Raw genomic sequence first — 12816 nt, forward strand, 5'->3', positions numbered from 1 at the left:
CAGGATGCCGCAGCGGCGCGGTGGAGGGAAGAGATTTTCTGATGCTGCGTCAGATTATTCGATTTTCCCCGCGCTCCGGGATGGGGAAGGGTGGGCGTGGGACACGGAGGCGGAATCGGCGGGAGGTACGGGTGTGACGCGGCGGACGAGAACCCTGCGGTACGGCTCCGCCGAGGAGGCCGGGCTGCTCCCGGCCCACCTGGAGCGGCTCGTCACGGAGGCGGAACGCTTCCTCGGGCCCTCGCCCACCCACCCCTGGTACGCGGGAGCCGTGCTGCTCGCGGGGCGCGGGGACACGGTGGCGCTGCACCGGGCGATCGGCTGGGCGGTGCGGTACGCGGCGTACGACGAGGGGACGGACACGGGCGTCGAGCTGCCGCCGGAGCGGCGGGTCCCGATGACCGCCGACACCGTCTTCGACCTGGCGTCGGTGTCGAAGCTGTTCACGGCGGTGCTCGCGGTGCAGCAGATCGAGCGCGGGGCCCTGGACCTGGAGGCGCGGGTCACCGCGTACCTGCCGGAGTTCGGGGGCGGCGGGAAGCACGAGGTCACGGTCCGTCAGCTGCTGACGCACACCTCGGGGTTCCGGGCGTGGATCCCGCTGTACGAGGCGCCGACACGGGAGGGGAAGCTGAGGCTGCTGTGGGAGGAGGTCCCGGTGCACGCGCCGGGCTCGGCGTACGTCTACTCCGACCTGAACCTCTTCGCTCTTCAGCTGATCCTGGAGGAGATCACCGCTCGCGGTCTGGACGACCTGCTCCACGACGAGATCACCGCTCCGCTCGGGATGCGCCGCACGCGTTTCCGTCCACCGCTCTCGTGGCGGCCGGAGATCGCCGCCACCGAGGACGCCCGGCCTCCCTGGTCGGGACTGGACCGGGGCATGGTGCGGGGCGAGGTCCACGACGAGAACGCCCACGGCCTCGACGGGGTCGCCGGCCACGCCGGGGTCTTCTCCTGCGCCTGGGACCTCGCGATCCTCGCCCGCACCCTCCTCGACGACGGGGCCCACGGCCCGGCCCGCATCCTCTCCCCCGCCTCCGTCGAGCTCATGTTCACCAACGCCAACGCCGCCTTCCCCGGCGACGCCCACGGCCTCGGCTTCGAACTCGACCAGCGCTGGTACATGGGCGCCCTCGCCACCCCGCGCTCGGCCGGCCACACCGGCTTCACCGGAACCAGCCTCGTCCTCGACCCGACCACCGACACCTTCCTGGTCGTCCTCGGCAACTCCGTCCACCCCGTGCGCTCCTGGCGCTCCGGCTCCGCGCCGCGGGTCGCCGCCGCCGACGCCCTGGCCCGGGCCGTACCGGTGCGGTCGGAGCGGAGCCGTACGGCCACCCCCTGGTTCTCCGGGATGGCCCGGGACACCACCGCCCTCCTCACTCTCCCCCGGGTGCCCGGGGCCACCCGGCTGAACTGCGCGCTGTGGTGGGACACGGCGGCCGGGGACGCGGTGGCGCTCGAAGTCTCCGCGGACGGCGGGGAGTCGTGGCGGCCGGTGCCCTTCACGACCGTACGCCCGGGGGCGCGGCCGACCCCGCACCCGTCGGGCACGGTCGGCGGCTGGTCGGAGCGGGTCTGGTACGGGGTGGACGCACCGCTCGGTGGGACGCACCCGGGTCCCGTACGGCTCCGCTGGCGGTACACGACCGGCGGGCGGTACGTCGGGCGCGGGGTGTACGTCGACGGGCTGCGGCTCCTGAACGCGGCCGGGCGGCCGGTCTTCGACGACGACCGGCCGACGGACGGATCACGCGTCGAGGCGGCGGGCTGGACCCGCTCGGGGGACTGACGGAGCCCGGGAGCGACCGGGGTTTGAGACCGAGCGGGGTCCGGGACCGACCGGGGTCCGGGGGTCAGACGGCCGGCTCCGCCGCCCTGCGCAGGGCGGCGAGGACCGGGCTGATCAGGGGGTGCTCCTCGGCCCCCCGGCGGACGGCCGCGAAGACCCGGCGCGTCGGCGCGACCCCGTCCACCGGCCGGATCTCGACGCCGGAGAGGTCCGTCCCGCGCAGCGCCGAACGCGGCACGAGGGCCACCCCCGCGCCGGCCGTCGCGAGGGCGACGACGGCCCTGAAGTCGTCGGAGACGTGCGCGAAGGTCGGCGCGAACCCGGCGTACTCGCAGGCCAGGACGGTCACGTCGTGGCAGGGGTTGCCGGTGGACTGGCCGATCCAGGTGTCCTTGGCGAGGTCGCCGAGCGCGATGCGCTCGTCCCCGGCGAGGGGGTGCCCCTGGGGCAGGATCGCGTCGAACGGCTCGGCGTAGAGCGGGAGACGGGTGAGGCGGGCGTCGTCCTCGCCGGGCGCGCCCCGGTACTCGACGGCGACCGCCACGTCGACCTGCCGGTCGAGGACCATGAGCAGGCTCTCGTCGCCCTCCGCGTCCCTGACCCGCACCCGGATGCCGGGCGCGGACTCGGCGAGCGCGCGGATGGCGGGGGCGACCACGAGGCCGATGCCGGTGGCGAAGGCGGCGACCGTGACCGTGCCGGCGTCACCGGAGCCGTACGCGGCGAGTTCGGACTCGGCCCGCTCCAGCTGGGCGAGGACGGCGTTGGCGTGGCTGAGGAGGATCTCCCCGGCCGGGGTGAGACGGGCGCCGCGCGCGCTGCGGTCGACGAGCCGGTGACCCGTCTCCTGCTCCAGGGCGGCGAGCTGCTGGGAGACGGCGGAGGGGGTGAGATACAGCGCGGCGGCCGCCGCCGTGACCGTACGGTGGTCGGCCACCGCTCGGAGGATGTGCAACCGCCGCGCTTCGATCATGTTCCTATTTTCGCAGGCGCCGGGGCCTGCTCCCGCCTCAGCCCTGGAGGGCGGCGCGGGCGTCGACGAAGGCGTCGACGGCCCGGTTCACGTCCTCCGTGGAGTGCGCGGCGGAGAGCTGCACGCGGATGCGGGCCTGGCCCTGCGGCACGACGGGGTACGAGAAGCCGATCACGTACACGCCGCGCTCCAGGAGCAGTTCGGCCATGCGGCCGGCGACGGCGGCGTCGCCGATCATGACGGGGGCGATGGCGTGGTCGCCGGGGAGGATGTCGAAGCCCTCCTCGGTCATGCGGGAGCGGAAGAGCGCCGTGTTGGCGTTCAGGCGCTCGCGCAGGTCGCCGGCGGACTCCAGGAGGTCGAGGACCTTGAGGGAGGCGGCGGCGATGACCGGGGCGAGGGTGTTCGAGAAGAGGTACGGGCGCGAGCGCTGGCGCAGCAGGGCGACGATCTCGGCGCGGGCCGCGACGTAGCCGCCGGAGGCGCCGCCGAGGGCCTTGCCGAGGGTGCCGGTGATGATGTCGACGCGGTCCATGACGCCGTGCAGCTCGGGGGTGCCGCGGCCGCCGGGGCCGACGAAGCCGACGGCGTGCGAGTCGTCGACCATGACCATGGCGTCGTACTGCTCGGCGAGGTCGCAGATCTCGTCGAGCGGCGCGACGTAGCCGTCCATGGAGAAGACGCCGTCGGTGACGATCAGCTTGCGGCGGGCGCCGCCCTCGACGGCGGCCTTGAGCTGCTGCTCCAGGTCGGCCATGTCGCGGTTGGCGTAGCGGAAGCGGCGGGCCTTGGAGAGGCGGATGCCGTCGATGATCGAGGCGTGGTTGAGGGCGTCGGAGATGACGGCGTCCTCGGGGCCGAGGATCGTCTCGAAGACGCCGCCGTTGGCGTCGAAGCAGGAGGAGTAGAGGATCGTGTCCTCCTGGCCGAGGAAGGAGGACAGGCGCGCCTCCAGCTCCTTGTGGACCTCCTGCGTGCCGCAGATGAAGCGGACGGACGCCATGCCGTAGCCCCAGCGGTCGAGCGCCTCGTGGGCGGCGGCGACGATCTCGGGGTTGTCGGCGAGGCCGAGGTAGTTGTTGGCGCAGAAGTTGAGGACCTCGCCCGGGCGGCCGCCCGAGGTGACGGCGACGGTGGCCGACTGCGGGGTGCCGATGACGCGCTCGGGCTTGTGCAGCCCGGCCTCGCGGATCTCGTCGAGGGTGGTGCGGATGTCGTCGCGTACGGAATCGAACATGGGTCAGGCTCCCGCAGTCCAGTCGAGGATGATCTTGCCGCTCTTGCCCGAGGCCGCGTCGTCGAAGGCGGCCTCGAAGTCGGTGTAGTCGTACCGGCCGGTGATGACGGGGCTGAGGTCGAGGCCCGCCTCCAGGAGCACCGACATCGCGTACCAGGTCTCGAACATCTCGCGGCCGTAGATGCCCTTGACCGTGATCATGGAGGTGACGATCTTCGCCCAGTCGACGGCGAAGTCCTCGCTGGGCAGGCCCAGCATGGCGATCTTGCCGCCGTTGGTCATGTTGGCGACCATGTCCCGCATCGCGTGCGGGTTGCCCGACATCTCCAGGCCGACGTCGAAGCCCTCCTTGAGACCGAGGGTGCGCTGGCCGTCGGCGATGGTCTGCTCGGCGACGTTGAGGGCGAGGGAGACGCCCGTCTTGCGGGCCAGGGCGAGGCGCTCCTCGCTGACGTCGGTGATGACGACGTTGCGCGCGCCGGCGTGCTTGGCGACGGCGGCGGCCATGATGCCGATCGGGCCGGCGCCGGTGACGAGGACGTCCTCGCCGACGAGCGGGAAGGAGAGGGCCGTGTGCACGGCGTTGCCGAAGGGGTCGAAGATCGCGGCGACGTCGAGGTCGACGGGGACGCGGTGGACCCACACGTTGGAGGCGGGCAGCGCGACGTACTCGGCGAACGCGCCGTCGCGGCCGACGCCGAGGCCGATGGTGGCGCGGCAGAGGTGGCGGCGCCCGGCGAGACAGTTGCGGCACTTGCCGCAGACGAGGTGGCCCTCGCCGCTGACCAGGTCGCCGACGGCGATGTCGGCGACGTCACGGCCGACGGAGACGACCTCGCCGACGAACTCGTGACCGATCGTCAGCGGGGTCGCGATCGTCTTCTGCGCCCAGCCGTCCCACGAGCGGATGTGCAGGTCGGTGCCGCAGATGCCGGTCCGCTTGACCTTGATGAGCACGTCCCCGGGGCCGGTCTCCGGCTCGGGCACGTCCGTGAGCCAGAGTCCCGGCTCCGACTTCAGCTTGACCAGCGCCTTCAATGCAACGGCTCCCGACGTGCGTGTCCTGTGATGTGCGGGTGCGGGCACGGTTCAGCGCCCAAGATCCCTGGAACAAAATCTTCCGTACGTCGCGCTCGCGGTCCATCGAGGATTTCTTAAGCGCGCTCGCAGATCAGCTTCACACCCGCGGCGGGAGGCCGCCACGCGTCAGCGTCCGAGCACCGCCATGGCCGCGTTGTGGCCGGGGATGCCGCTGACGCCGCCGCCGCGGACGGCACCGGCCCCGCAGAGGAGGACGTTGGCGTGGGCGGTCTCGACCCCCCAGCGCCCGGCCCCCTCCTCCCGGTACGGGAAGGAGAGGTCGCGGTGGAAGATGTGGCCGCCGGGGAGCCTCAGGTCGCGTTCGAGGTCGAGCGGGGTCCTGGCCTCGACGCAGGGGCGGCCGTCCGCGTCGACGGCGAGGCAGTCGGCGACCGGCTCGTCGAGGTGGGCGTCGAGCTGGGCGAGGGTCGCCTCGAGGAGCGCGGCGCGGGCCCCGTCGTTGTCGGCGGCGAAGAGCCGGGCCGGGGCGTGGAGCCCGAAGAGGGTGAGGGTCTGGTGCCCGGTGGCGGCGAGCTCGGGCCCGAGGATGGTCGGGTCGGTCAGGGAGTGGCAGTAGATCTCCGAGGGCGGGGCGGTGGGGAGGTGCCCGGCGGCGGCCTCGGCGTGGGCGGCGGCCAGCTGCCCGTACCCCTCGGCGATGTGGAAGGTCCCGGCGAAGGCCTCGCGGGGGTCGACGGACCGGTCCCGGAGCCTCGGGAGCCGGGTCAGCAGCATGTTCACCTTCAGCTGCGCGCCTTCGGGCGGGGGCGGCGGCGCCTCGCCGAGCAGGACGGCGAGCTCCTGCGGGGAGGCGTTGACGAGCACCCGTGCGGCCTCCACGCAGCCCTCCGTGTCGGCGGTCCGGTAGGAGACGGCGGCGCGTGCCCCGTCGGTCTCGATCCGCGTGACCTCGTGCCCGGTGAGGATGCGGGCACCGGCGGCGCGGGCGGCGTCCGCGAGGGCGTCGGTGAGGGCGCCCATGCCGCCGACGGGGACGTCCCAGTCCCCGGTGCCGCCGCCGATCACGTGGTAGAGGAAGCAGCGGTTCTGGAGCAGCGTCGGATCGTGGGCGTCGGCGAACGTGCCGATGAGGGCGTCGGTGAGGACGACCCCCCTCACCAGGTCGTCGGCGAAGGTCCGCTCGACGGCGACGCCGAGCGGTTCCTCGAAGAGCATCCGCCAGGTCGCGTCGTCGCCGACCCGGTCACGGAGCCCGTCGCGCGTGGGCAGCGGCTCGGTGAGCGTGGGAAAGATCCGCCGGGCGGCCTCGGCGGTACGCCCGTAGAACGCCTGCCACGCCTCGTACTCCCGGTCGGACCCGGTGATCGCGGCGAAGGAGGCCCGCGTCCGCTCGGGGTCCCCGCCGACGAGAAGTCCGCCGTCACCCTTCGGGGTGTACGAGGAGACGGACCGCTTCCGTACGGCGAACCGCAGCCCGAGCTCCCGCACGATCTTCTCCGGGAGCAGCGAGACGAGGTACGAGTACCGGGAGAGCCGGGCGTCGACCCCGGCGAACGGCCGCGCGGACACGGCGGCCCCACCGGTGTGCCCGAGCCGCTCCAGGACGAGGACGGACCGTCCGGCCCGTGCCAGATAGGCGGCTGCGACGAGGCCGTTGTGCCCGCCTCCGACGATCACGACGTCGTACGGGCGGAGCGCGCCGGGGGCGCCGGAGTGCGGGGCGGGAGCGGTCATGGCTCATGCTCACACGGCGCGAGGGTCCGAGGAAGAGGCCGGAGCCACCGCACCCCCGCGACCGTGCACTCGACGTGAATGAATATCTGCCTCCGCGAACCGAGAATTTGACGACCCTCGCGGGGAGAGTATTTGCCTTGTCGCACAGAACGGGGCGATATTCACACATAGGCACCCCACGGCGTGCTACCGTCGATATCGGTTGCCGTTTTGGTGACCACGAAATTTTGGGCATCTCTTTTTCTTCTCATGCGATTTCCATGACGAAGAGAGATGCCACGCAAAGGAGAAACAGTATGGCTGCTGGCACCGTGAAGTGGTTCAACGCGGAAAAGGGCTTCGGCTTCATCGAGCAGGAGGGTGGCGGCCCCGACGTCTTCGCCCACTACTCGAACATCGCCACCCAGGGCTTCCGCGAACTGCTCGAAGGCCAGAAGGTCACGTTCGACATCGCGCAGGGCCAGAAGGGCCCGACGGCGGAGAACATCGTTCCCGCCTGACGCTGACGCGCCATTCGTAGCTGGGGTCCGCATCCTTCGGGATGCGGACCCCAGCTATTCGCGTTCCCAGGTGGCGTTTTTCCGGCGCGCGAATTCGCCTCAGTTGTCGGAGTAGCTGAAGTCGCCCATGGTCCAGGCACTGACGTCCGCGATCGCGACGCGGTACATCCCGCCCGTCTCGGGAATCCCCACCACGCCCTGAAGGATGCGGGCCACGTGGAAGTGCAGGTGGGTGGGCGGCCCGTCACCGCGCGGCACGGCGGTGAAGACGGCGGAGAACTCGCCCAGTCGGGCCGAGTCCGTCAGGACCTCCGACACCCGCTGCCGCCACACGGCCTCGGGAGCCAGTCGGCCGGTGATGACGGCACCACCGGTGACCACGGTCAGGGACATCTGATTGCTCTGCCCGGACTCCACCAGTGCGGCGACATCAACGAGCAGCTCGTCAGGCTTCGACATGGGAGCCGATTCTATTCGCCGAGCGGCCGGCGGACGAGAAGGGATCCGCCGGCCCTTCCCCGGCGCCGGCCGCCCCGCAGCGCCCTGGACCGGCCGCGGAGGACTACCTCCGGCCTCCGCGCACAAAAATCTGTCGCGGCCGGAGTAGACATTGGGTCGCGGCGTGGCTATGGTTTCTCACGTAACCCAACGAGACACATGGGCCCGGCAGACACGAACTGCCGGGCAGCGACACCCAAGGCAAGTCAGCAGGACGGTCCGGTGGTGGAGTTCCGAAGCCATGGCTGTCGTAGGACGGCGACGGGACTGACGACCGGACCGGGTGGCCCGCGGTGATCAGGGGCCGCCACGGACGGGACCGCTGTCATGGCAGTGGCGGTACCCGTGAGCGCAGTACGCAGTACCCGTTGGAACGCAGTCGATCCCGATGGCGAGGTGGTCTCCGGTCAAGCAATCGCGATCCCCGCGTGCCCGACAGCATCTCGGTCGGGTCGGCGGAAACAGAAGGCCGGTGCGGTATCAGGACCGGCAGATGGTGTAGTAGTTCTTCGGGGCCCTGGTGCCAGTACTGGCACCAGGGCCCCTCGACGTGTTCACCAGAGAGGTGCAAGTGACAGCGGACGACTCCTACGACCGTTTCGACGACGACGACTACCCCGCCTACACGATGGGCCGGGCCGCCGAGATGACCGGCACCACCCAGGGGTTCCTGCGCGCCCTCGGCGAAGCGCGCCTCATCACCCCGCTGCGGTCCAGCGGCGGCCACCGCCGTTACTCGCGCTACCAGCTGCGCATCGCCGCCCGCGCCAGGGAGCTCGTCGACCAGGGCACCCCCATCGAGGCCGCCTGTCGGATCATCATCCTCGAGGACCAGCTCGAAGAAGCCCAGCGCATCAACGCCGAGTACCGCCGCGCCGCCGAGTCGTCCTCGCCCCCGCCGGCCGCCGACTGAGCCGAGGGGCCCCGCTCCCGGACGGCGCCGGTAGGGGATGATCATGCGATGACCGAGATCATCCTGATGTCCGATCCGCGCGTGGCCGCGATACCCGTTGCCGAGTGCGGGGAGCCCCTCGTGGACCTCCGCGCCGACGGGCGCCTGGCCGTCGACCCGCGCAAGGAGGACGCCGACGGCGCCTTCTCGCACCTGCGCGCGGGCGTGGTCGAGCGGCTGGTGAAGGCGCAGGCCCTGCTGCCGGCCGGGGTGCGGCTGCTGTTCGTCGAGGGGTACCGGCCGCCGTCGCTCCAGCGGGCGTACTTCGAGGAGTACGCGGACGAGCTGCGGGCGCTGCACCCGGAGTGGTCGGCGGAGGAGATCCGTACGGCCGCGAGCCGGTACGTGTCCCCGCCGGAGATCGCGCCGCACAGTGCGGGCTCGGCCGTCGACCTGACGCTCGTCGGAGACGACGGGGTCGAACGGGACCTGGGGACCCGGATGAACGCCGGGCCGGAGGAGAGCGACGGCGCCTGCTACACCGGGGCGGCGAACGTGAGCGCGGAGGCCCGTGCACACCGGGAGCTGCTCGGTTCCGTCCTGGCCGCCGCCGGGTTCGTCAACTACCCGACGGAGTGGTGGCACTGGTCCTACGGTGACCGGTACTGGGCGCTCGCCACGGGGGCGAGCGCCGCGCTCTACGGACCCAAGGAGCTCGCCGCGGGCGGCTGACCGCCGGTCACGGGACCGGGCGGGCCCCCTGGCAGCGCGCCTCGTCGGCCAGGGCCGCGAGGGTGTCCGGGTGGTCGGGTCCCAGGACCCGGATCCGGGCCGCGGCGACGTCCTGGTACGCCGCCAGGGCCTCGGAGGCGCGGCCGAGGCGCTCCAGGGCCACGGCCGTCTCCCGGTGGCTCGCGAGGGTGTCCGGGTGGTCGGGGCCCAGGACGCGCTCCCGGAGGGAGCGGACGCTCTCGGACTCGTCGAGCGCCTCCGCCCAGCGCCCGAGGCGGCCGAGGTTGACCGCGAGGGCGTGGCGGGCGCGGAGGGTCTCGGGGCCGTCGGAGCCCTGCACGCGCGTGCGGGCCGCGACGACGTCCCGGCAGACGGCCAGGGCGTCCGCCGCCCGGCCGAGGCGGCCGAGGCAGACACCCGTCTCGTACCGCGCGGCCAGCGTGTCGGGGTGCTCGTCGCCGAGCGCGGCGGCGCGCGCGTCGGCGACCGCCCGGTAGTGGCGGAGCGCCTCCTCGCCACGGCCGAGCCGCGCCAGCGTGAAGGCGACCTCGTGGCGCGTCACGAGCGTGTCCGGGTGCCCCTCGCCGAGCAGTCTGGCCCGGGCCTCCGCGACCTCGTGCGCCGTACGGTACGACTCGTCCAGCCGGCCGAGGCGGCCGAGCGTGAAGGCGAGGTTGTGGCGGCAGCGCAGGGTGTCCGGGTGGTCGGCCCCGACCGTGCGCTCGCGGGCGGCGAGCACCTCCACGTACACCTCGTACGCCTCCGCGTGCCGGCCGAGGCGGCCGAGCGCGTACGCACGCTCCTGGCGCGCGGCGAGCGTGTCGGGGTGGTCGTCGCCGAGGACGCGCGCGCGTCCCCCGGCGACCCGTTCGAAGACGGCGAGCGCCTCGGCGGGGCGGTCGAGCCGGGCGAGGGCGAAGCCGACCTCGTACCGGCTGGACAGGGTGTCCGGGTGGTCCTCGCCGAGCGCACGGGCGCGGTGGTCGGCGACGGACCGGTGGACCGACTCGGCCTCGCCCCAGCGGTCGAGGCGGCCGAGGCCGATCCCGGCGCGGTGGCGTCCGGCGAGGACGGCGAGGAGTTCCGCCGAGGGGCTGAGCGCGGGGGCGGAAGCCGGGGCCGGGATCTCGGAGGCGAGGGAGCTCGCGTCCGAGGCGTGCCGGGCGGTGGTCCACTCGGTGGTGAGGACGGCGGCGACCGGGTCCTGGAGCGCGGGGCGGGCCGACGCGGCCAGGGCGGAGGGGCGGAGACCGCCGCGCATGTCCCGGGCCCACGCGGGCGCGGGCGCGGCGGGGGGTGTGGGCGTGGCCGGGGGCGTCGTGTGCGTGGTTGAGGGCGTGTGCGTGGCCGCGGGGGCGGCCGAGGACGCGTGCTGCGCCCCGGGCACGTCGGGGACCGGGTAGGGAGCGGTGGGCGCGAGCCCGGCGCCCGCGCCTTCGGCCGCCGGGTCGTACGGCTGCCGCGGGGCGGGCGGCACGTGCGGGCCGACCCGGCCCGAGACGATCCGGCGGCGCAGGTCGCCCGCGTCGGCCGGCCGCTCGGCGGGCGTCTTGGCGAGCAGGTCGACGACGAGCCGGTCGAAGTACGGCGGCAGCTCTGCGCGGTGGGCGCGCGGCGGGCTCGGCACCGTGTCCCGGTGGCCGATGAGGATGGCCCAGGAGTCGCCGAGGTCGAACGGCGGCGCTCCGGTGGCCAGTTCGTACAGCACGCAACCCAGCGAGTAGAGGTCGCTGCGGTGGTCGACCTCGCCGCCCCCGATCTGTTCCGGCGACATGTAGTGCGGGGTGCCCATGGCGATGCCGGTGCCGGTGAGCTTGGAGGTGAAGCTCATGTCGGTGCCGAGGCGCGCTATCCCGAAGTCGCAGATCTTCACCGTCCCGTCGTGGAGCCGCATGATGTTCGCCGGCTTCAGGTCGCGGTGCACGATGCCCTGCCGGTGCGTGTACGCGAGGGCGTCGGCGACCTGGTCGGCGATCTCGACGACGTCCTGGACGGGCAGCGGGTTCCGCGGGTCGGCCGCGAGGAGCTGGCTGAGGTTGCGGCCCTCCAGGAGCTCCATCACGAGGAAGAGCACGCCGTCGTACTCGCCGAAGTCGTGGACGACGGTGATGCCCCGGTGCTGGAGCGCGGCGGCGACGCGCGCCTCGCGCCGGAAGCGCTCGCGGACCACCGTGAGGAACTGGGGATCGTGCTGCGGGCCGAGCGGCTTCAGGCACTTCACGGCGACCCGGCGGCCGAGCGCCTCGTCCGTGGCACGCCAGACCTCGCCCATGCCCCCGCGGCCGATGACCTCGTCCAGGCGGTACCGGCCCTGGATCAGCCTGGTCTCCCCCATCGTGTGCAGTCGCCCCCGTCGTTTCCTTATGTTCCCCCGACATGTCCAGTATGGCCGCCGCCACTGACAGTGGGTACGGGCAGGGCACGTGTCAGCGACCGGAAGCGCCCTTGCGGGTGTGCGCCCGGGTGTCCTCTCCCGCCTCGGCGCGCGGGCCGAGGTTCGCGTACGGGTCGGGACGGGCGCCGGGGCCGAGCCGGTCCATCGCGCGGAGGATGTGCCGGGGCGGCAGCCTCCAGCGGAGCCTGGCCGGGACGCAGCGCAGGAGGTTGGCCGTGGCGACCAACCGGTGGGTGACGGTGTCGTCGTCGGGCGCGGGGGTGCCGTAGAGCGCGTGGGCGTACGGGGGCAGGGTGTCGTAGGCGAGCGCCGCCACGCGCCGCCAGATCACCTCGCGCGCCGGTACCAGGACGGGTTTGACCGGCGGGCGGCGGAGGAAGTCCTCGACGGTCCGCGCGTCGGGGCCGCCGGCGAGCCGGGGGCGTATCTCCTCGAAGTAGGCGTCGAGTGCGGCCACGGAAGCCGGGGCCGCGTCCGGGTCGAGGCCGACGAGCCGGGCGGAGACGCGGTGCTCGTCGACGTACCGGTCCGCCTGCGCGTCGGTCATCGGGACGCCGGAGCGGCGGGCCACGGAGAGGTACGAGTCGACCTCGGCGCAGTGGACCCAGAGCAGGAGCCCGGGGTCGTCCACGCCGAGCAGCCGGTGGATCTTCCGGACGCGGGCGCCCGCCGCCTCGGCCGCCGCCGCGGTGCCGTAGCTGAGGGTGCCGACGAAGCTCGCGGTCCGCAGGAGACGGCCCCAGGGGTCCTCGCGGAAAGTGCTGTTGATCATGATCCCGCGCACGGCGACGGGGTGGAGGGCCTGGAGCCACAGGGCCCTGACGCCGGCGATCCACATCACCGGGTCGCCGTGCAGCTGCCAGGTGACGGATCCGGGGCCGAAGAGTCCGGGGTCGGGAACGGCGGGTCCGGGGTCGGGAACGGCGGGTCCGGGGTCGGCGTCCTGCCTCATGCCGCTCAGGCTACGCCGGAAGCACCGCCTCCGAACCAGGCGGGAGCGGACCGGACGAAAACGCCGG

Annotated in this window: 11 protein-coding genes; 4 read left to right on the forward strand and 7 right to left on the reverse strand. The window is 73.2% G+C overall.

Annotated elements, in window-relative coordinates:
- Nucleotides 1–61 precede the first annotated feature (61 nt).
- Nucleotides 62–1795: a serine hydrolase domain-containing protein gene (locus AB0G79_RS28085; RefSeq protein WP_360811259.1), complete on the forward strand. Its 1734-nt coding sequence runs from the start codon at nucleotides 62–64 to the stop codon at nucleotides 1793–1795.
- A 64-nt stretch (nucleotides 1796–1859) separates the two neighbouring features.
- Here AB0G79_RS28085 and AB0G79_RS28090 read toward each other — a convergent pair whose 3' ends face one another.
- From AB0G79_RS28090 to AB0G79_RS28105, 4 genes are all read right to left on the reverse strand, one after another.
- Nucleotides 1860–2768 (reverse strand): LysR family transcriptional regulator, encoded by a 909-nt coding sequence (locus tag AB0G79_RS28090; protein WP_360811206.1) that lies wholly within the window; start codon nucleotides 2766–2768, stop codon nucleotides 1860–1862.
- 37 nt (nucleotides 2769–2805) lie between these two features.
- Complete coding sequence (locus tag AB0G79_RS28095) at nucleotides 2806–4005, reverse strand: glycine C-acetyltransferase (protein ID WP_360811208.1); 1200 nt, start codon at nucleotides 4003–4005, stop codon at nucleotides 2806–2808.
- Between the two features lie 3 nt (nucleotides 4006–4008).
- Entirely contained in the window at nucleotides 4009–5043 is a 1035-nt protein-coding gene (gene tdh, locus AB0G79_RS28100; RefSeq protein ID WP_360811210.1) for an L-threonine 3-dehydrogenase, read from the reverse strand.
- 168 nt (nucleotides 5044–5211) lie between these two features.
- Entirely contained in the window at nucleotides 5212–6780 is a 1569-nt protein-coding gene (locus AB0G79_RS28105; RefSeq protein ID WP_360811212.1) for an NAD(P)/FAD-dependent oxidoreductase, read from the reverse strand.
- A gap of 296 nt (nucleotides 6781–7076) precedes the next feature.
- Between AB0G79_RS28105 and AB0G79_RS28110 the strand changes: the two genes are divergently transcribed.
- Nucleotides 7077–7280, forward strand: a complete 204-nt coding sequence (locus tag AB0G79_RS28110) for a cold-shock protein (protein WP_360811213.1) — start codon at nucleotides 7077–7079, stop codon at nucleotides 7278–7280.
- Between the two features lie 99 nt (nucleotides 7281–7379).
- Here the strand turns inward: AB0G79_RS28110 and AB0G79_RS28115 are convergent, their stop codons facing one another.
- On the reverse strand, nucleotides 7380–7739 hold the full coding sequence (locus tag AB0G79_RS28115) for a hypothetical protein (protein WP_360811215.1): 360 nt from the start codon (nucleotides 7737–7739) through the stop codon (nucleotides 7380–7382).
- Nucleotides 7740–8349: 610 nt separating this feature from the next.
- On the opposite strand from AB0G79_RS28115, the gene AB0G79_RS28120 reads away from it, so the two are divergent.
- Both AB0G79_RS28120 and AB0G79_RS28125 read left to right on the forward strand, forming a co-directional pair.
- On the forward strand, nucleotides 8350–8691 hold the full coding sequence (locus tag AB0G79_RS28120; protein WP_360811217.1) for a MerR family transcriptional regulator: 342 nt from the start codon (nucleotides 8350–8352) through the stop codon (nucleotides 8689–8691).
- Between the two features lie 48 nt (nucleotides 8692–8739).
- Nucleotides 8740–9402, forward strand: a complete 663-nt coding sequence (locus AB0G79_RS28125) for a M15 family metallopeptidase (protein ID WP_360811218.1) — start codon at nucleotides 8740–8742, stop codon at nucleotides 9400–9402.
- Nucleotides 9403–9409: 7 nt separating this feature from the next.
- Here the strand turns inward: AB0G79_RS28125 and AB0G79_RS28130 are convergent, their stop codons facing one another.
- Nucleotides 9410–11737, reverse strand: a complete 2328-nt coding sequence (locus AB0G79_RS28130; protein WP_360811220.1) for a serine/threonine-protein kinase — start codon at nucleotides 11735–11737, stop codon at nucleotides 9410–9412.
- 91 nt (nucleotides 11738–11828) lie between these two features.
- Nucleotides 11829–12749 carry an oxygenase MpaB family protein gene (locus tag AB0G79_RS28135; protein WP_360811222.1) on the reverse strand — a complete coding sequence of 307 codons (921 nt, stop codon included), beginning with the start codon at nucleotides 12747–12749 and terminating at the stop codon, nucleotides 11829–11831.
- Between the last annotated feature and the right edge of the window lie 67 nt (nucleotides 12750–12816).

It is taken from the genome of Streptomyces sp. NPDC020807, assembly GCF_040641575.1.
Lineage (GTDB): Bacteria > Actinomycetota > Actinomycetes > Streptomycetales > Streptomycetaceae > Streptomyces.